The sequence below is a fragment of the Microbacterium sp. STRO-2N genome (assembly GCF_057747775.1).
The window spans coordinates 1276270-1294768 of sequence record NZ_CM173223.1 but is presented as its reverse complement, the minus strand read 5'-3'; the positions used below and the strand labels follow the sequence as shown (position 1 = coordinate 1294768).

Genomic DNA, 18499 nt, shown 5'->3' with positions numbered 1-18499 from the left:
GTTCTTCCGCTGGTCACCCGGCGCGCCTACCGTGGGGCGTGGCGCCGATCACGCCGTCGTGACCCGGCGTCACCGTCATCCCCACGAAGGAGATCCCATGACCCCCCGTTCCCGAAGCTGGATCGCTGTCGCAGCGGGCGCCGCGCTCGTCGCCGCCGGTGCTGCCGTTCCCGCCGCCGCCACCGCCGGAGCCGCGCCGACCGCCCGCCCCGTGCAGGACGAGCCGCTCCGCGTCGCGACCTTCAACCTCTCGCTGAACCGCAACGCGCCCGGACAGCTCGTCGCCGACCTGTCGACCGGCGCGAACGCGCAGGCGCGTACGGTCGCCGAGATCATCCAGCGTGCGAACCCCGACGTCGTGCTGCTGAACGAGTTCGACTACGTCGAGGGCGGCGTCGCCGTCGACTTGTTCCGCGACAACTACCTCGAGGTGGGCCAGAACGGTGCCGAGGCCGTCGAGTACCCGTACGCCTTCGTGGCGCCGTCGAACACCGGCGTCCCGAGCGGCTTCGACCTGAACAACAACGGCGTGGTCGCGGGCGGGGACGACGCGTTCGGCTTCGGCGTGTTCGAGGGGCAGTACGGCATGGTGGTGCTCTCGAAGCACCCGATCGCGACCGACGACGTGCGCACGTTCCAGCAATTCCTGTGGAAGGACATGCCGGGTGCACTCCTGCCCGACGACCCGGCGACCGAGGCGCCTTCGGACTGGTACTCGCCCGAGGAGCTGGCCGTGTTCCGGCTGTCGAGCAAATCGCACTGGGACGTGCCCGTGCAGGTCGGCGGCCAGACGGTTCACGTGCTCGCGTCGCACCCGACGCCGCCCACCTTCGACGGCGCCGAGGACCGCAACGGAACCCGCAACCACGATGAGATCCGCTTCTGGGCCGACTACGTCACGCCCGGCGCGGGCCGCTACATCTACGACGACGAGGGCGGGCGCGGCGGCCTGTCGCCGGCCGAGTCGTTCGTGATCGTGGGCGACCAGAACGCCGACCCGCTCGACGGCGACTCGGTGGATGCCGCGATCCACCAGCTGCTCGACAATCGCCGCATCGTCGACCCGCTGCCGGCCTCCGCAGGCGCCGTCGAGGCGGCCGTGCTGCAGGGCGGCGCGAACGCTGCCCACCTCGGCGACCCACGCCTCGACACGGCGGACTTCGCCGACACGGCGCCCGGCAACCTGCGTGCCGACTACGTGCTGCCCTCACGCACGCTCGGGATCGCGGGCGCCGGCGTGTTCTGGCCGGTGCAGGCCGATCCGCTGTCGGCGCTGACCGGCGTGTTCCCGTTCCCGAGCAGCGACCACCGTCTCGTGTGGGTCGACGTGGAGGTTCCGCGCGTCGGACGATAGCGCCGCTCAGGCCGTGGCTGCCGCGGCGGCCACGGCCTGCACGAACCGCTCGTACGCGGCGGTGCTCTCTTCCGCGACGATCGCGCGCAGCACCAGCTCGTCGACGCCTTCGCGATAGCGACGGATGCCGTCGCCGAGGCCCTCCGGACGGATCACGGTCTCGTCGGCGCGCACCCCCAGCCGTGCAAGGTTCGCGGCGTACTGCGGGTAACCGGCGTACCGACCGGCCTCCGTCTCGAGCCGAGACACCGCCGCCGCATCGGCGGCGGCACGCACGTACAGCGCGACGTGTGCCGACGGTGCGAGGGCGTGCGCCTCGGCCGCCTGGGCCGACGCACCGTCGGGCGTGAGCCAGCTGAGCAGCACGCCGTCGGACGCCTCGGCGGCGAGTCGCCGCATCTTCGGCCCGAGCGCGCCGACCACCACGCGCGCCGGGCGCGCGTCCTGGAGCACCGCCGCCGCCCGCTCGACGCGGGCGAGGGCGCCGCGCGTGGCCGAGCCCGATCCGATGCCGAGCACGAGCCGCTCACGCGGCAGCCCGAGCCGCGAGACCTCGGCCACGACGTCGTTCGGCGTGCGCCGGTCCATCGGCAGCACTCCGGTCGCGAGCACGAGCCGCTCCGTCACGCGGGCGGCCGCGGCGATCACCGCGAGGGCGTCGCTGCCGGGTGTGTCGTTCACCCACAGCGCGTGCAGTCCCCCGCGCTCCAGGACCGGCGCGAGCCGCGCGGCGAGTTCGGGCCCCGCGGCGGCCGCGATCCCGACCGACAGGAGCGCCGTCACCCCGCGCTCGCGGCGGCGGGGGCGTGCGCGGCGACGATCCTCGACACCTCGCCGGCGGCTGCGTAGAACTCGCGCAGGTCGGTGCGCGAAGCGGGCAGGAGGATGACCTCGTCGACACCGACGTCGAAGAACGCCCGCGCGCCCTCGGCGACCTGCGCCGGGTCGCCCCACAGTGCGCGCTCGAGCGGATCGGGCTTGTCGCCGACGTCCGCGCGGGCGCGGGCCTCGGCATCCGTCCCGAACGCCGTCACCACATACGCGATGCTCTCGTGCGCGCCCTCGCGCCTCGCCTCGGCGCGCCCCTCGCCGATCGCGGCCAGGGATGCGGCCAGCTCACCCGGCGTGTGACCGCTGTCGAGCACGGTGCCGTCGGCGACCTCACCGCTCAGGCGCAGCGTCTTGGGCCCCTCGGCGGCGGCGTACACGCGCGGGGCCGACGCCGGCGGGTAGTCCAGCTGCACGCCGTCGAGCTTCACGTAGCGGCCGTTCGCGTCGACCTTCTCGCCCGCGAGCAGCGCCCGCAGCGCCGGCACGTACTCGCGCATGAGCGTGAGGGGCGAGGCGACGCGGGCGCCGACCTGGCCCATCCACGGCAGCACGCCGTGACCGACGCCCGGCAGCAGGCGCCCGGGGAACAGCCGCTCGACCGTCGCGATCTCCATCGCCGTCGCCGCGACATTGCGCAGCGGCATGGGCGCGATGCCGATGCCGATCTTGAGGCTGTCGGTCCACGCGAGTGCAGCGCCCACCGTGGCGAAGGCCGACTGGCGGAAGCAGTCCTCCCACACCCACAGCTCGGGCACTCCGCCCTCCTCGGCCGCGAGCACGGCGTCGTGGAACTCGTCGGGAGAGTGCGTGTACGGGTTGAAGATCGCGCCGATGCGTGCCATGCGTCCACTCTGGCAGGACGCACCGACACCACGGAAGCCGCGCCGTCATGGCGTGGGCGCTCAGGGCCTCACAACGCCGGCAGCCTGGGCACCGCCTGCAGCAGCTGGGCCGTGTACGGGTGCGCCGGGCGCGAGAGCACCTGCTCGGTCGTCCCGTGCTCCACCACTCGTCCGCCCTGAAGCACCGCCACCCTCGCGCACAGCGCCGAGACGATGGTGAGATCGTGCGACACGAGCACCATCGCGATGCCGCGCTCGCGCGCGAGCCGCCGGAACAGCTCGATCACCGTCATGCGCACCGACGTGTCCAGTGCGCTCACCGGCTCGTCGGCCAGCAGCAGCCGGGGCCCCGGTGCGAGAGCGCGCGCGATGGCGATGCGCTGTCGCTGGCCGCCGGAGAAGGCGTCGGGATAGCGCGAAGCCGCGTCCGCGGGCAGATCGACCGCGCGCAGCAGCTCCGCGACGCGAGCAGCACGGGCTGCGCGGTCGAGCTCGAGTCCCAGCGAGCGGATCGGCTCCGAGATCGAGTCGCCGACCCGCATCCGCGGGTCCAGCGAGGAGAACGGGTCCTGATAGACCGGCTGCACGGCGCGGCGGAACAGGCGCATCCCGCTCCGGTCACGGCGATCCAGCGGCGCGCCGTCGAACAGGATGCGGCCCTCGGTCGGCGCGGCGAGGCCCAGCAGGAGACGCAGCAGCGTCGTCTTGCCGGCGCCCGACTCCCCCACGAGTCCCACGCTCTCTCCCGGAGCGACGGCCAGATCGATGTCGTGCAGCACGGCGGCGTCGTGGTGATAGCGAAAGCTCACGCGCTCGGCCGTCAGGAGCGGGCCGCGCGGCCCGGCAGTCGCCGTGTGCACCGCTTCCGTCGTCGTCATGCCCCACCCTCCGTCCGCTCCGGCAGGAACGCCTCGAGCTCGCGGGATGCCGACACCAGCGCGCGCGTGTAGTCCTCGGCGGGCGAGGTCAGCAGGGTCGCCGTATCGGCGAGCTCCACCTGCCTGCCGTCGCGCATCACCAGCACCCGGTCGGTGATGCCCGCCACCACCGGAAGATCGTGGCTGATGAAGATCAGCGACATCCCCCGCTCCTCGACCTCTCGCTGCAGCAGCGCCAGCACGCCCGCCTGCACGGTCACATCCAGTGCGGTCGTCGGCTCGTCGGCGATGAGCAGACGCGGACCCGCTGCGAGGGCGAGCGCGATCGCGACCCGCTGACGCTGTCCGCCCGAGATCTCGTGGATGTAGGCGCGGGCGATGCGCTCGGGATGCGGCAGCTGGACGTCGGCGAGCGCGTCGAGCACCGCACTCCGCAGGGCGTCCCCGCGCAGACCCCGGTGGTGCGCGAGCGGCCAAGCGAGCTGCTTGCCGACCCTCATGAGCGGGTCCAGCGATGCCAGCGGCTCCTGGAAGACCGCGCCGACCACCGACCCCCGCACGCGGTCGAGCCGGCGCTGCGAGGCGGCGACGACATCCACCTCACCGCCGTCCGTGGCGAGCATCGCACCCCCCCGCGCGCGCAGCGGATGCGCGAGCAGGCCGAGGATCGCGAGCGCCGTCAGCGACTTGCCCGAGCCGGACTCGCCGATGATGCCCAGCCGTTCGCCGCCGTCGAGACGGAACGACACCTCGTGGACGAGATCCCGCGGCTCGGCGCCTTCGTACCCGACTCCGAGAGCGTCGACTCTCAGGAGCGCGCTCACCGGATGCTCCGGGTGGTGGGGTCGACGACATCCCGGAGGCCGTCGGCGAGCAGGTTCATGCCGATGATGGTGGCCACGAGCAGGAGGCCAGGCAGAATGGCGGCCGTCGGAGCGACGAGCACCGTGCTCTGCGCCTCCTGCAGCATCCGTCCCCACGACGCGTTCGGCGGCGGAGACCCGAGCCCCAGGTACGACAAGGACGCCTCGGCGACGACGGCCCCGCCGAACTGCAGCGCGAGCGGCACGACGAGCGTCGGCCAGACGTTCGGCACCACATGCAGCCCGATGACCCGCAGCATCCCGGTTCCGGAGGTGCGAGAGGCCGTGATGAAGTCCTGCACCAGCACGCGTGTCGTCGTGATGCGGGTGAGCCTCGCGATCACGGCCGCACCGGCCAGGCCGATCGCGAGGATCGCGGAGTCCATCGAGGCTCCGCGCCACGCGACGATGAGCATCGCCAGCAGCAGCGTCGGGAACGCGATCGCGATGTCGAGCAGACTCGAGATCGCGTCATCCAGCCAGCGGTTCGCGATGGCGGCGACCAGCCCGAGCGTCACGCCGAGGACCGCGGCGATGAGCACGGAACCGAATCCGACGACGAGGGCGAGCCGGGCGCCGACCATGAGCTGCGAGAAGAGGTCGCGGCCGAGGCGATCGGTGCCCGCCCAGTGCTCCGCCGATGGGGGCATCAGGCGATCCCCGGTGGTGTCCTCGAGGCTGAACGGGGTCCACACCAGCGACACGAGCGCGACCACCGCGATCGCGCCGAACAGCACGGCCCCGACGGCGAGGTTGACGGAGCGGCGGACGCGGGGGCGACGCTCGGGCGTCGCCGTCGTGTCGGCGGAGACGGCAGGGGCGGTCGGGATCGTCACGGTCACGCGGCCGACTCCGCTCCGACCGCGTCCGCGCGCGTCGGCCCGATCCGCCGGTTGCCCGACAGCGAGCCGCGCAGTCGCGGGTCGATCATGCGCTGGATGATGTCGGCGGCGAAGCCCAGCAGCAGCACGAGCGCCGTCGAGAAGAGCAGCACGCCCTGCACGCTGGGGAAGTCCTGCTCCTTGATGCCCACGAGCAGCATGTCGCCGAGCCCCGGCAGAGCGAAGACGCGCTCGATCACGACCGCTCCGACGAACGTCGTCGAGAGCATGATCGCGAGGATCGAGATGACCGGCACCACGGCGTTGCGCACGCCGTGCCGCCGCAGCGCCGTGCCGAAGCTCTGCCCCGTCGCCCTCGCGGCGCGCATGTACTGCTGACCGAGGATGTCGAGGGTCGCGCTGCGCACATAGCGGGCGAGGTCGCTCCCGGCGACGAGCGCGATCGTTGTCACCGGGAGCACGAGCGCGAACAGCGCCGCGCCGGGATCCTGCCAGTCGGTCCGCGGAAAGCCTCCGGCGGGGAAGAGCCGCCAGCCGAGCGACAGCACGGCGACGAGCAGGATGCCGACCCAGAACACCGGCACCGCGCCGCCGAGCTGCGACAGCGCCGAGAAGGTCGCGCCGTACCACGTGCGCGACTTCCAGGCGGCGAAGAAGCCCACCGGGACCGCGATCAGGACGGCGAACACGAACGACAGCAGCGTCAGCGGCAGCGTGACGTTCAGCCGCCGGACGATCTCGTCGCCCACCGAGAGCCGATTGGTGAACGACTGACCGAGATCCAGGGTGACCAGCTGGCGCAGATAGTCGGCGTACTGCTCCCAGATCGGGCGGTCCACACCCAGACGCGCGGCGGCAGCCGCGATGTCGGCGTCCGTCGCCCCCACGGAGATGAGCGCGAACACCGGGTTTCCGAGCACGCGCAGCACGACGAACAGGATCGTCGCCGCCAGCGCGAAGGCCAGCAGCAGCAATCCTGTCCGTCGGAGCAGATACCGGCCTATGATGCCGCCTTCTCGATGCCGTACACGTAGAACAGCGAGTTGAGCCCGTTCTCGGGCACACCGCTGATGCCTTCCGCCGCGATCCGCAGCTGCGGGTTGAGGTAGAGCCACACGCTCGCGGCGTCGTCCGAGATCTGCTGGTTCGCCTTCTTCACCAGCTCGGTCTGCTCGTCCACCGACGCCGCCTTCTCGGAGTCGGCGAGCCACGTCTGCACGTCGGCGTTGTCGTAGCCCCAGTAGAAGTCGGGGTTGCCGTAGAAGTTGATGTCGCGGTCGTTGACGTGGCCCTGCAGCGTCGCCTGGAAGTCCTTGTCGGTGTACACCTTCTGGTACCACTCATCGTCGGTGATCACGTTGATCTCGACCGTGATGCCGACCTTCGCGAGCTCGGACTTGACGAACTCGGCGACGGTGGAGTGCACGCCCGAGTCGGGGGTGTCCAACGTGAACGTGAAGCCGTCGGCGTAGCCGGCGTCGGCCAGCAGCTCCTCAGCGAGCTCGACGTCGTACGGGTTGTTGTCGGCGAGCTCGATGTACCAGGGCTCCGACGGCGGCACCATCGAGCCGATCAGCTGGCCGCGGCCGTCCCAGATCGCGTCGAGCAGCTTCTCGCGGTCGATCGCGGAGTACACCGCCTTGCGGACGTCCACCTGGTCGAACGGCGCCACGCGGTCGTTGAACGCCAGCAGCTCCTTGGTCGTCGACGTGCCCTCGATGATCTGGAAGCCCGCGGCTTCGAACTCCCCCAGGCTGTCGGGGTTCGACTGGCTCGTCACCAGGTCGACGGCCCCGGTGAGCAGGGCGTTGTTCAGGGCCGTCGGGTCGGCGTAGTACTGGTAGACCACGCCGCCGTTCGCGGGCGCCTCGCCCCAGTACTCGTCGTTCAGCTCCAGCGTGATCGAGTCGCCCTTGCGGTAGTCGGCGAGGCGGTACGGCCCGCTGCCGTCCTCGGTCGCGGTGAGATCGCCTGCCGCGGGGTTCACGATCCACACGTAGCCGAGGTTGTACGTGAAGCTGATGGACGGCTGCTTCAGCGTCACCGCGACGACCTTCTCGTCGACGACGTCGACGTGGTCGATGACGCTCAGCTGGCGCTTGCGCGCGGCGATCGACTCCTCGCTGACGAAGCGCTCGAGGCTGTACTTGACCGCTTCGGCGTCGACCGGGTCGCCGGAATGGAAGGTCGCATCCTCCTGCAGCGTGAAGGTGTAGACCAGGCCGTCCTCCGACACCTCCGTCTCAGCCGCCAGCAGGGGCTCGACCGTCGCGTCGTCAGTGATCTTGAACAGCCCCTCGTACACGTTGCCGGTGAACACCTCCGTCACGCCCGAGCTGCCGCCGAAGATCTGGTCGAGGTTGGTGGGCTCGTTCTGCGAGCCCACGACGATCTCGGCGTTCGGATCGGCAGCGTCCGCCGCGCCGGTCGAGGCAGGCGCGCCTCCGGAGGCGCAGCCGGCCAGGACGAGGGCGGCGGAGGCGAGCGCCGCAGCGGCGACTCCCAGACGTCGTATGCGTGAGGACACGTCGGTTCCTTTGCTGTTCGGGTGAAGCAGGGTTGTTCGGGTCGAGGGTGGGCGCGGGGCGCTGTCGGCCCCGCGCCCGGCTAGAGCGTGAAACCGTCGGCGAAGCGGACGCGGCGCTCCCCGGCGCGGAGCGCGAAGGGCAGGCGGTTCTGCAGCGGCGGCAGCGGGCAGTTCATCTGGTTCGAGAACCCGCAGGGCGGCACGATGGCCCGGTTGAAGTCGATCGTGATCGGAATGCTGTCGCCGGGCGCGAGCGCGCGCTCCGAGGCGGGGTGGTCCAGGAAGAGGAACCTGCCGGCGCCGTAGCTCTCTGCTCCGTTGGTGCGGTCGCCGAACACGAGCTGGAGCTTGGCCGTCCCGCCGTAGACGGTGTCGAAGGCGTTGAGCCGGTACTCGGTGCCGTCCACCTCGAACACGAGATCGCCCGAGACCGGCAGCGCGCGCGTGGCGCCGGCATCCTTGATGTGCTCGAACGGCACGACGCGCTCTTCGTCGACCAGCTGGAACCGACCCGGGATCACCCAGGCAGGGTCGTAGTCGTAGTACTCGATCCCCTCGAACGCCTGCTGTGCCGGGGAGTCCTGCCGCCAGATGCGGTAGCCCTCCTGCGTCAGGCCGCTGTCGAGGTCCGCACGCTGCAGACGCGTGAACCGGGCGTCAGCGGGGTGGCCCGCGCGCGCCTCGTCCTCGTCGATCGGGGGCCGGCCGGCGGGCGACCAGTGGGTCAGCACGAGCGAGAGAGCCCCTTCGGGCGCCGTCACCGCGCGACGACGCGACGCCTTCCAGTCCTGCCAGACGTCGTGCGCGGACACAGTTGCAGTGGTCACCATCACAGGTGATCAAATCGCGACCGCCATTCGGAAATTCCGTTTCACAGTGTTTCGCTGCGTGTGACCGTGCGTCACGACGTGCGATGCCTAGCGGTCGCGCGCACGAGCGGCAAGCCCGTGTCGTCGTGTCCCGCCTCATTGCACGCTGGAGCAATGGCGCGCATCGGAACCTCGGGCTGGGTCTACCCGCACTGGCGTGGCGTGCTCTACCGCGGAGACCAGCGCGCCTGGCTCGGCCAGTACGTCGCCGAGTTCGACACCGTCGAGCTCAACGGCAGCTTCTACCGGTGGCCTGCCGACGCGCGATTCGCTTCGTGGCGCGAACGTGTGCCCGAAGGCTTCGAGATGGCGGTGAAGGCGCCTCGCGGGCTGACGCACGCGCGGCGCCTGCGCGATCCCGACGTGTGGATCGAGCGCATCACGCGTGGCCTGCACGCCCTCGACGGCCGACGCGGACCGCTGATCGTCCAGTTGCACCCGGCGATGGAGCGCGACGACGAGCGCCTGGATGCGTTCCTCGGGGCGCTGCCCGCGTGGACTCGGCCGGTCGTCGAGTTCCGGCATCCGTCGTGGACCGACGACGAGTCGATCTTCGGCCTGCTCGAGCGCCACGACGCGGCGTACTGCGTCATGAGCGGAGCACGGCTGCCGTGCATCCTGCGTGCCACCGCGGAGCTCGTGTATGTGCGGCTGCACGGCCCCGATCCCGAGAGGCTGTACGGCGGCTCCTACTCCGACGACGACCTGGAATGGTGGGCCGGGCGCATCCGCGAGTGGGAGGCCTCGGGTCACGAGGTCTACGCGTACTTCAACAACGACGGCGGGGGGAACGCCGTCCGCAACGCCCGGACCCTGAAGCGGATGCTGGGCGCCTGAGACGACGAAGGGCGCCATGCCCTCCGGCATGGCGCCCTTCGTGTGCGTCGGCGTCACGCGGCGGTCGCGAGCGCCTCCGCGCGTACGACGATGCCGTCGCTCCCGGCATCCACGGTCACCGCACCGCCGTCGGCGAGCGCACCGGTGACGAAGAGGTCGGCGATGCGGTCGTCGACCTCGCGCTGGATGAGCCGGCGCAGCGGACGAGCACCGTACTCGGGCTCGTACCCGTGCTCGGCGAGCCAGTCCACGGCCGCTTCGGTGACCTCGAACGCGATCTCGCGCTTGGCGAGCCGTCCCCCGCTCGCGCCGAGCAGGAGCCGCACGATCTCGCGCAGCTGGGGCTTCTCGAGCTTGCGGAAGAGCACGATCTCGTCGATGCGGTTGAGGAACTCGGGCCGCATCGCCTCGCGGAGCTTGCCGAACACACGGTCGCGCAGGTCCTTCTCCGATCCGAATCCGGTCGCGCCGCCTCCGTCGGCGATGAAGCCGATGGCGCCGCTGCGCGACGCGAGGAACTCCGACCCGAGGTTCGAGGTCATCACGACCACCGTGTTGCGGAAGTCGACCGTGCGGCCCTGACCGTCGGTCAGGCGCCCGTCGTCGAGCACCTGCAGCAGCAGGTTGAACACGTCGGGGTGGGCCTTCTCTATCTCGTCGAACAGCACGATCGAGTACGGGTTGCGGCGCACGCGCTCGGTCAGCTGCCCGGCCTCGTCGTACCCGACGTATCCGGGAGGCGCTCCGACCAGGCGCGACACGGTGTGCCGCTCGCCGAACTCGCTCATGTCGAAGCGGATGACCGCTCCCTCGTCGTCGAACAGGCTCGCCGCCAGGCCCTTGGCGAGCTCCGTCTTGCCGACCCCGGTGGGGCCGAGGAAGAGGAACGACCCGACCGGACGCCGCGCGTCGCCCATGCCGGTGCGATTGCGTCGCACCGCCTTGGCGACGGCGGTCACGGCGTCGTCCTGTCCGACGACGCGCGCGTGGAGCTCGTCCTCGAGGGTCGCGAGGCGCTCGCGCTCGCTCTCGGTGAGCCGGTTCACCGGGATGCCCGTGGCACGGCTGATCACCGCGGCGATCTCGGGCTCGTCCACGATCGCGTCGGGCTTGCCGACGGTCGCCGCGCCGGCCGCTGCGCCGCTCGTGGCGCGCTCGAGGCGGTCCTGCACGTCGGTGATCTCGTCACGGATGCGCGAGGCCTCCTCGTAGTGCTCGGCCGAGACGGCTGCGTTCTTGTCGGCCTCCAGCGTCGCCAGGCGCTCCATCAGCGCGCTCACGTCGACCTGGGCGCCGAGACGCAGGCGCAGTCGCGCGCCCGCCTGGTCGATGAGGTCGATGGCCTTGTCGGGCAGCACGCGGTCGGGAAGGTAGCGGTCGCTGAGCTCGACGGCGGCGCGCAGCGCCTCGTCGGTGTACACGATGCCGTGGTGGTCCTCGTACGCGGACTTCAGGCCCCGCAGGATCAGGACGGCGTCCTCGATGGACGGCTCGCCGACCTTCACGGGCTGGAACCGGCGTTCGAGGGCAGGGTCCTTCTCGATGACGCGGTACTCCTTGAGCGTCGTCGCGCCCACGAGGTGCAGCTCGCCCCGTGCGAGGCGGGGCTTGAGGATGTTGCCGGCGTCCATGCCGCCGTCGCCGGCGCCGCCCGCGCCGACCACCGTGTGCACCTCGTCGATGAACACGATGAGCTCGCCCTGGTGCTCGGCGATCTCGTCCATCGTCTTGGTGAGGCGCTCCTCGAAGTCGCCGCGGTAGCGCGTGCCTGCGAGCATCGCCGCAAGGTCGAGCGCGACGACCCGCTTGCCGGCGAGCTGCTCGGGCACGCCGCCGTCGACGATCGCCTGCGCGAGGCCCTCGACGATCGCGGTCTTGCCGACGCCGGCCTCGCCGACGAGCACCGGATTGTTCTTGGTGCGTCGGCTGAGGATCTCGATCGTCTGCTCGATCTCGTCGGCTCGCCCGATGACGGGATCGAGTCGCCCGGCCACCGCGAGTGCGGTCAGGTCGGTGCCGTACGTGTCGAGCATGGGCGTGTCGGATGCCGCGGCATCCGTCGCGTCATCTGCTCCGGGAGCACCGCCCGGCGACACCGTCTCGCGCACGCTCTGCGTGAGGGCCTCGGCGGTGACGCCGGCGCGCGCCAGCACCTGGCCGGCGGGCGTATCCTGCGCGAGCACGAGCGCGAAGAAGAGGTGCTCGGGGTCGACGTAGGTCGAGCCCGACGAGCGCGCGACCTGGAACGCGTGGAACAGCGCACGCTGCACCGACGGCGTCACGACCGCCCCGTCGACGTCGGCGGGGCTCGAGGCGGCGGGGAGCCGCTCCTCGGTCGCCCGCACGATGCCGCGGGGGTCGGCGCCGATGCGCTCGATGGCGTCCTTGGCGGGAGCCTCGGCCGCGAGGATCCTCAGCACGTGCAGGGCGTCGAGCTCCCGCTGGCCGCGCTCGAGCGCGTAGGCGCCGGCGCGCTGCAGCAGCTGCTGCGTGCGCGCGCCGAGGAACCGGCTGAGGTCGATCGAGCGCTCGACGCGCGCGCGCTCGCCGGCGAGATACCGCGCGAGGAACTCGTCGAACGAGCTGGCGTCGTCACCGGCGGAGGGGGTGAAGTCTTCGGGCATTCCATCTCTCCTGAACTTGAGTGAGGGACTGTCAAGTTTACGAACTTGAGTACAGCCGTATCAAGTTCAACCAGCTCCTTCCGGTCATATTCCCGGGTTACGGCGATCTACGGTGGAGCCGTGACCTTCTCGCTCGACGCGCTCCGGCGCTGGCCCGACATCGAGGCGCCAGACCTCGTGGCGACGGATGCCGCCGACAGGCTGATCCTCGACGAGTCGGCGTCGTCGCGCGCCCCTGCGAGCGACGCCGTCGCGGTCATCGGCGACGCGTACGGCGCGCTGACGCTGGGCGCGGCCGCGGACGGCGGTCACGGCATCCGCGTCCATCAGGACGCCCTCACCGGTGAGCGGGCGCTCGCGACGAACGCAGAGCGGTTCGATCTCGCCGACCGCTACGCCTCGCTGCCACTGGCCGCGGACCTCGTTCACGGCGCGCGGGTCGTGCTCGTGCGGCTCCCCCGCTCGCTCGACGCGCTGCGCGACATCGCAGGACTGATCGCCGCACACGCCTCGCGCGAGGTCGTCGTGTACGCCGGCGGGCGTGTCAAGCACATGTCGCTCGCGATGAACGACGTGCTGCGGCAGCACTTCGAGCGGGTCGACGTCACGCATGCGCGCCATAAGTCCCGCGTGCTCGTCGCGCGCGGTCCGCACGGCGGCCGCGATCCCGAACCCCGGCGCGCCGTGCACGACGGGCTCGTGGTGTGCGCGTTCGGCGGGGCGTTCGCGGGCGCGTCGATCGACATCGGCACGCGGTTCCTGCTCGAGCAGCTCCCCCCGGCGATCCCCGCCGACGGCGCTGTGATCGACCTCGCGTGCGGAACCGGCGTCATCGCGACCGCCCTCGCGATGAGGCATCCCGCAATCCGCGTCGTCGCATGCGATCAGTCCGCAGCCGCCGTCGCCTCGGCGCGTGCGACCGCCGACGCGAACGGCGTCGGCGATCGGATCGACGTCGTGCGAGACGACATGCTCGCGTCGCAGCCCGATGCCGGCGCGTCGTTCGTCGCGGTCAACCCGCCGTTCCACTCCGGCGCGGCCGTGCATGAGGGAATCGCACCACGCATGTTCGCCGACGCGGCGCGCGTGCTCCGGCGCGGCGGCGAGCTCTGGGCGGTGTGGAACTCGTCTCTGCGCTACCGCCCGGCGCTCGAACGCCTCGTCGGGCCGACACGTCAGGTGGCACGCAACAGCAAGTTCACCGTCACCGCCTCGGTGAGGCGCTGAGCGTCCGGCTCAGCCCGTCGTGTCGGCCCACGCCGGAGCGGGGGCGCCGTCGAGGAGCGTCCGCTGATGTCGCCGCCGCGCAGCCGCAAGAACTCCACCGCGTGGTGGAGGCTCACCATCGAGGCAGCAGCGGATCGAACTGCTCGTCGATGTCGAACAACCCGCCGTGGATCAGAGCAACCGAGGTGCGCGCGCGCTCGGTCCGGAACGTCGGAGAGAGGGCCGGGCCTCGGTGCTGGGGACACCGAGACCCGGCCGCCACGGCTATCGCACTCCCCAAGGCGAGCGAGTTCCGCGGCGAGGAGCGGCGTTGGGGACACCGCGTCCGTGGGTGCTGGGGACACCCATGATGACGCTATCAACGCGCAGACGACGTCGACCGGAAAGGGATCTCGACACGCCGATTGGTCGGACCTGTTTCGACGGGCGCTGATGACGCCCCCGGTCATCGGTTCAGAGCTACGCGTGGATCGCGCCTGGGAGAGATACGGGTGCCCGACGGGACCTCGTACATCGTGGAGCTGCAGTCGGGTCTGCGGCGCGGCGCTCCAGGAGGCTGGCAGCGGTTCTGGTGCCACGGCTGCCGACTCGTCGATCTGCCGACCACGGACTCGCCCCGCATGAGTGCCCGAACTCCGATCTCCATCGCGGAGTGGCCCGCCCCGCAGCGATGCTCAGCTTTCGGTGAGCTTCTCCTTTACAGCATCGCGGACAGCACGTCCCCCATATGGGGGACGTGCTACGTTGTCGATGCGGATCTGAGGTCGCCTGGGGAGGCACTCAGGCTGGGACCGCGCACGGAGGGGCAGCGATCTGGGGACGCAATACCTCCGCCCCAGCGACGTCGCTCCCCTCGGGTCGCTGTGAAGCACCCGAGGGGAGCGACGGATGAGTATCACGGATGACGCGCTCAGCCGCGCGGCCGGATCCGTCCAACGATGCCGCCGGTGTCGGCGTAGCCGCTCCCCCTTCCCACGCCGCCGGATCCGGATCGAAGAGGACCGGTCACCGTGAGCGGGCGCCCATGACCGATCCTCGCCTTCCGCGTGGGCAAGGGACCTGACGGTGGCGGTTCGGCGACGACGCCGCTCCACTCGCCTCCCTGACGGCGAAGGCAGGCAAGGCCCCCGGACCGACCACCCCGAGAGGGCGATCGGGCCGGGGGCCTTGTCATCACGTGCGGACGCGCTACTTCCGCGGAATCATGCGGTTCTCAGAAGTCCCAGTCCTCGTCTTCGGTCGCCTCGGCCTTGCCGATGACGTACGACGAGCCCGACCCCGAGAAGAAGTCGTGGTTCTCGTCGGCGTTCGGCGACAGGGCCGACAGGATCGCCGGGTTCACGTCCGTGACCGTCGAGGGGAACATCGCCTCGTAGCCCAGGTTCATGAGGGCCTTGTTGGCGTTGTAGTGCAGGAACTTCTTGACGTCCTCGGTGAGGCCGACACCGTCGTAGAGGTCCTGCGTGTACTGCACCTCGTTGTCGTAGAGCTCGTACAGCAGCGAGAACGTGTAGTCCTTGAGGTCGTCGCGCTTGGCCTGGTCGACCGTCTCGAGTCCCTTCTGGAACTTGTAGCCGATGTAGTACCCGTGCACGGCCTCATCGCGGATGATGAGGCGGATGAGGTCGGCCGTGTTGGTCAGCTTCGCCCGGCTCGACCAGTGCATCGGCAGGTAGAAGCCCGAGTAGAACAGGAACGACTCGAGCAGCGTCGAGGCGACCTTGCGCTTGAGAGGCTCGTCGCCACGGTAGTACTCCATGACGATGCGAGCCTTCTTCTGAAGGTTCTCGTTCTCGATCGACCAGCGGAACGCCTCATCGATCTCCTTTGTGGAGCACAGCGTCGAGAAGATCGACGAGTATGACTTGGCGTGCACCGACTCCATGAACGCGATGTTCGTGTAGACGGCCTCCTCATGCGGCGTGATCGCGTCCGGGATCAGCGACACCGCGCCGACGGTGCCCTGGATGGTGTCGAGCAGCGTCAGGCCGGTGAACACCCGCATCGTGAGGGTCTGCTCTTCGGGGGTGAGCGTGTTCCACGACTGGATGTCGTTCGACAGCGGCACCTTCTCGGGCAGCCAGAAGTTGTTCACGAGGCGGTTCCACACCTCGAGGTCCTTGTCGTCCTGGATGCGGTTCCAGTTGATGGCCTGGACATGATCCAGGAGCTGGAGCTTCTCGCTCATGTTCTCTCTTTCCAAAATCCCAGGTCAGACCATCAGAGCGTGCACGAGACGCACTCGCTCATGTCCGTTCCCTCGAGGGCCATCTGGCGCAGGCGGATGTAGTAGATCGTCTTGATGCCCTTGCGCCACGCGTAGATCTGCGCCTTGTTGATGTCGCGCGTCGTGGCGGTGTCCTTGAAGAACAGCGTCAGCGAGAGACCCTGGTCGACGTGCTGCGTGGCGGCGGCGTACGTGTCGATGACCTTCTCGTAGCCGATCTCGTAGGCATCCTGGTAGTACTCCAGGTTGTCGTTCGTCATGAACGCCGCCGGGTAGTACACGCGCCCGAGCTTGCCTTCCTTGCGGATCTCGATCTTGGCCGCGATCGGGTGGATCGACGACGTCGAGTTGTTGATGTACGAGATCGAGCCGGTCGGCGGGACCGCCTGCAGGTTCTGGTTGTAGATGCCGTGCGTCTGGATGGACGCCTTCAGCTCGCGCCAGTCGTCCTGCGTGGGGATGTGGTGCCCGGCGAACATCTCCTTGACCTTGTCGGTCGCCGGCGCCCACTCCTGGTCGATGTACTTGTCGAAGAACTCCCCCGACGCGTACTTCGAGTCCCAGAACCCGTCGAAGACCTCGCCGCGCTCGATCGCGATGCGGTTCGACGCGCGCAGCGCGTGGAAGAGCACCGTGTAGAAGTAGATGTTCGTGAAGTCGATGCCCTCTTCGGAGCCGTAGTACACGTGCTCGCGAGCGAGGTAGCCGTGGAGGTTCATCTGGCCGAGACCGATCGCGTGCGAGCGGTCGTTGCCGGCCTCGATCGAGCGCACGGAGCGGATGTGGCTCTGGTCGCTGACCGCGGTGAGGGCGCGGATGCTGGTCTCCACCGTGCGCGCCAGGTCGCCGCCGTCCATCGCCAGGGCGATGTTGAGCGAGCCCAGGTTGCACGAGATGTCCTTGCCGATCTGGTCGTACGACAGGTCCTCGTTGAAGGTCGTCGGCGTGTTGACCTGCAGGATCTCGCTGCACAGGTTCGACATGTTGATCCGGCCCTTGATCGGGTTGGCCCGGTTCACCGTGTCCTCGAACATGATGTACGGGTAGCCCGACTCGAACTGGATCTCGGCGAGGGTCTGGAAGAACTCGCGCGCGTTGATCTTGGTCTTCTTGATGCGCGGGTCGTCGACCATCTCGCGGTACTTCTCGGTCACCGAGATGTCGCCGAACGGCACGCCGTACACGCGCTGCACGTCGTACGGCGAGAACAGGTACATGTCCTCGTCGTTCTTGGCGAGCTCGAACGTGATGTCGGGGACGACGACGCCGAGCGAGAGCGTCTTGATGCGGATCTTCTCGTCGGCGTTCTCACGCTTGGTGTCGAGGAACCGCATGATGTCGGGGTGGTGGGCCGACAGGTACACCGCGCCTGCGCCCTGACGCGCACCCAGCTGGTTGGCGTAGCTGAAGCTGTCTTCGAGCAGCTTCATGACCGGGATGATGCCGGAGGACTGGTTCTCGATCTGCTTGATCGGGGCGCCCGACTCGCGGATGTTCGACAGCAGCAGCGCCACGCCGCCACCGCGCTTGGACAGCTGAAGCGACGAGTTGATGCCGCGCGAGATCGACTCCATGTTGTCTTCGATGCGCAGCAGGAAGCACGACACGAGCTCGCCGCGCTGCGCCTTGCCGGCGTTGAGGAACGTCGGCGTCGCGGGCTGGAAGCGGCCCGAGATGATCTCGTCGACGAGCGACGTGGCCAGCGCCTCGTCGCCGTCGGCGAGCGCGAGAGCGGTCATGACGACGCGGTCTTCGAACCGCTCGAGGTAGCGCTTGCCGTCGAAGGTCTTCAGCGTGTAGCTCGTGTAGTACTTGAACGCGCCGAGGAACGTCTCGAAGCGGAACTTCTTGCCGTACGCGAAGTCGTTGAGCTGCTGGATGAACTCGAACGAGTACTTCTCGAGCACCGCCGGCTCGTAGTACTCCTTCTCGACGAGGTAGTCCAGCCGCTCCTTGAGGGAGTGGAAGAACACCGTGTTCTGGTTGACGTGCTGCAGGAAGTACTCCCGTGCAGCGCGCTTGTCGGCGTCGAACTGGATCCTGCCGTTCGCGTCGTACAGGTTGAGCATCGCGTTGAGGGCGTGATAGTCCATGCCCTCGAAGCGTGCCTCCGTCTTGAAGTCGGCCTCGGTCAGAGTTCCCACCATCGTTCCAATCCCGCGTTCACGCGTTCCACATCTTCTGGCGTGCCGAATACCTCGAGCCGGTACAAGTGCGGCACGTTGCACTTGCGGCTGATGATGTCGCCGGCGAGGCAGAAGGCATCGCCGAAGTTGGTGTTCCCTGCGGAGATCACTCCGCGGAGGAGACGCCGGTTGCGCTCGTCGTTGAGGAACCGGATGACCTGCTTGGGAACCGCACCCTTCTCATGCCCCCGACCCTGGCCTCCGCCATAGGTCGGGGTGACGAGAACGTAGGGCTCGTCGACCACGAGCGCCGGATCCGTGGAGTGCAGCGGGATCCGGACCGCTCTGGCTCCCAGCTTCCCGACGAATCGGGCGGTGTTGCCCGAGACGCTCGAGAAGTAGACCAGGAGAGGCGCGCTCGTCGCGACGCGCTGCGCCACGACTGCGGACAT

15 protein-coding genes are annotated in these 18499 nt (G+C 69.6%); 3 read left to right on the top strand and 12 right to left on the bottom strand.

Annotation, left to right across the window (positions count from 1 at the left end; all coding sequences use genetic code 11):
• Positions 1 to 97: 97 nt before the first annotated feature.
• Positions 98 to 1354 carry an endonuclease/exonuclease/phosphatase family protein gene (locus AC3ANN_RS05915; protein WP_488340063.1) on the top strand — a complete coding sequence of 419 codons (1257 nt, stop codon included), beginning with the start codon at positions 98 to 100 and terminating at the stop codon, positions 1352 to 1354.
• A 6-nt stretch (positions 1355 to 1360) separates the two neighbouring features.
• On the opposite strand, the gene AC3ANN_RS05910 is transcribed toward AC3ANN_RS05915, so the two are convergent.
• From AC3ANN_RS05910 to AC3ANN_RS05875, 8 genes are all read right to left on the bottom strand, one after another.
• Positions 1361 to 2137 carry an LLM class flavin-dependent oxidoreductase gene (locus AC3ANN_RS05910; RefSeq protein ID WP_488340062.1) on the bottom strand — a complete coding sequence of 259 codons (777 nt, stop codon included), beginning with the start codon at positions 2135 to 2137 and terminating at the stop codon, positions 1361 to 1363.
• Positions 2134 to 3027 (bottom strand): LLM class flavin-dependent oxidoreductase, encoded by an 894-nt coding sequence (locus tag AC3ANN_RS05905; protein ID WP_488340061.1) that lies wholly within the window; start codon positions 3025 to 3027, stop codon positions 2134 to 2136. Before AC3ANN_RS05905 ends, AC3ANN_RS05910 begins: the two co-directional genes overlap by 4 nt.
• Before the next feature lie 68 nt (positions 3028 to 3095).
• Positions 3096 to 3905, bottom strand: a complete 810-nt coding sequence (locus AC3ANN_RS05900) for an ABC transporter ATP-binding protein (RefSeq protein ID WP_488340060.1) — start codon at positions 3903 to 3905, stop codon at positions 3096 to 3098.
• The gene (locus AC3ANN_RS05895) at positions 3902 to 4729 is read right to left on the bottom strand and encodes an ATP-binding cassette domain-containing protein (RefSeq protein ID WP_488340059.1); all 828 of its coding nucleotides are present in this window, start codon (positions 4727 to 4729) and stop codon (positions 3902 to 3904) included. Before AC3ANN_RS05895 ends, AC3ANN_RS05900 begins: the two co-directional genes overlap by 4 nt.
• Complete coding sequence (locus tag AC3ANN_RS05890; RefSeq protein ID WP_488340058.1) at positions 4726 to 5610, bottom strand: ABC transporter permease; 885 nt, start codon at positions 5608 to 5610, stop codon at positions 4726 to 4728. The genes AC3ANN_RS05895 and AC3ANN_RS05890 overlap by 4 nt, the downstream gene beginning before the upstream one ends.
• Positions 5607 to 6602, bottom strand: coding sequence for an ABC transporter permease (locus tag AC3ANN_RS05885; RefSeq protein ID WP_488340783.1), 996 nt, complete (start codon positions 6600 to 6602; stop codon positions 5607 to 5609). The genes AC3ANN_RS05890 and AC3ANN_RS05885 overlap by 4 nt, the downstream gene beginning before the upstream one ends.
• An 8-nt stretch (positions 6603 to 6610) precedes the next feature.
• Positions 6611 to 8137 (bottom strand): ABC transporter substrate-binding protein, encoded by a 1527-nt coding sequence (locus AC3ANN_RS05880; RefSeq protein WP_488340057.1) that lies wholly within the window; start codon positions 8135 to 8137, stop codon positions 6611 to 6613.
• An 80-nt stretch (positions 8138 to 8217) separates the two neighbouring features.
• Positions 8218 to 8967 carry a DUF1684 domain-containing protein gene (locus AC3ANN_RS05875; protein WP_488340056.1) on the bottom strand — a complete coding sequence of 250 codons (750 nt, stop codon included), beginning with the start codon at positions 8965 to 8967 and terminating at the stop codon, positions 8218 to 8220.
• Between the two features lie 153 nt (positions 8968 to 9120).
• On the opposite strand from AC3ANN_RS05875, the gene AC3ANN_RS05870 reads away from it, so the two are divergent.
• Positions 9121 to 9843, top strand: a complete 723-nt coding sequence (locus AC3ANN_RS05870; protein ID WP_488340055.1) for a DUF72 domain-containing protein — start codon at positions 9121 to 9123, stop codon at positions 9841 to 9843.
• Positions 9844 to 9896: 53 nt separating this feature from the next.
• Here the strand turns inward: AC3ANN_RS05870 and AC3ANN_RS05865 are convergent, their stop codons facing one another.
• Positions 9897 to 12467, bottom strand: coding sequence for an ATP-dependent Clp protease ATP-binding subunit (locus tag AC3ANN_RS05865; RefSeq protein WP_488340054.1), 2571 nt, complete (start codon positions 12465 to 12467; stop codon positions 9897 to 9899).
• A gap of 120 nt (positions 12468 to 12587) precedes the next feature.
• Here AC3ANN_RS05865 and AC3ANN_RS05860 point away from each other — a divergent pair, with 120 nt between their 5' ends.
• The gene (locus AC3ANN_RS05860; protein WP_488340053.1) at positions 12588 to 13694 is read left to right on the top strand and encodes a class I SAM-dependent methyltransferase; all 1107 of its coding nucleotides are present in this window, start codon (positions 12588 to 12590) and stop codon (positions 13692 to 13694) included.
• Between the two features lie 1213 nt (positions 13695 to 14907).
• On the opposite strand, the gene nrdF is transcribed toward AC3ANN_RS05860, so the two are convergent.
• The 3 genes from nrdF to nrdI are packed head-to-tail and all read right to left on the bottom strand — an operon-like array spanning position 14908 to position 18499.
• On the bottom strand, positions 14908 to 15882 hold the full coding sequence (gene nrdF / locus AC3ANN_RS05855) for a class 1b ribonucleoside-diphosphate reductase subunit beta (protein ID WP_488340052.1): 975 nt from the start codon (positions 15880 to 15882) through the stop codon (positions 14908 to 14910).
• Positions 15883 to 15914: 32 nt separating this feature from the next.
• Complete coding sequence (gene nrdE / locus AC3ANN_RS05850) at positions 15915 to 18068, bottom strand: class 1b ribonucleoside-diphosphate reductase subunit alpha (RefSeq protein ID WP_488340051.1); 2154 nt, start codon at positions 18066 to 18068, stop codon at positions 15915 to 15917.
• Positions 18053 to 18499, bottom strand: a complete 447-nt coding sequence (gene nrdI, locus AC3ANN_RS05845) for a class Ib ribonucleoside-diphosphate reductase assembly flavoprotein NrdI (RefSeq protein ID WP_488340050.1) — start codon at positions 18497 to 18499, stop codon at positions 18053 to 18055. The genes nrdE and nrdI overlap by 16 nt, the downstream gene beginning before the upstream one ends.

What these genes read in the sequence shown, in the direction of transcription:
- AC3ANN_RS05915 (WP_488340063.1), top strand. Translation starts at nt 98, where the DNA reads ATGACCCCCCGTTCCCGAAGCTGGATCGCTGTCGCAGCGGGCGCCGCG.
- AC3ANN_RS05905 (WP_488340061.1), bottom strand. Translation starts at nt 3,027, where the DNA reads ATGGCACGCATCGGCGCGATCTTCAACCCGTACACGCACTCTCCCGAC.
- AC3ANN_RS05900 (WP_488340060.1), bottom strand. Translation starts at nt 3,905, where the DNA reads ATGACGACGACGGAAGCGGTGCACACGGCGACTGCCGGGCCGCGCGGC.
- AC3ANN_RS05875 (WP_488340056.1), bottom strand. Translation starts at nt 8,967, where the DNA reads ATGGTGACCACTGCAACTGTGTCCGCGCACGACGTCTGGCAGGACTGG.
- AC3ANN_RS05870 (WP_488340055.1), top strand. Translation starts at nt 9,121, where the DNA reads ATGGCGCGCATCGGAACCTCGGGCTGGGTCTACCCGCACTGGCGTGGC.
- AC3ANN_RS05865 (WP_488340054.1), bottom strand. Translation starts at nt 12,467, where the DNA reads ATGCCCGAAGACTTCACCCCCTCCGCCGGTGACGACGCCAGCTCGTTC.
- nrdF (WP_488340052.1), bottom strand. Translation starts at nt 15,882, where the DNA reads ATGAGCGAGAAGCTCCAGCTCCTGGATCATGTCCAGGCCATCAACTGG.
- nrdE (WP_488340051.1), bottom strand. Translation starts at nt 18,068, where the DNA reads ATGGTGGGAACTCTGACCGAGGCCGACTTCAAGACGGAGGCACGCTTC.
- nrdI (WP_488340050.1), bottom strand. Translation starts at nt 18,499, where the DNA reads ATGTCCGCAGTCGTGGCGCAGCGCGTCGCGACGAGCGCGCCTCTCCTG.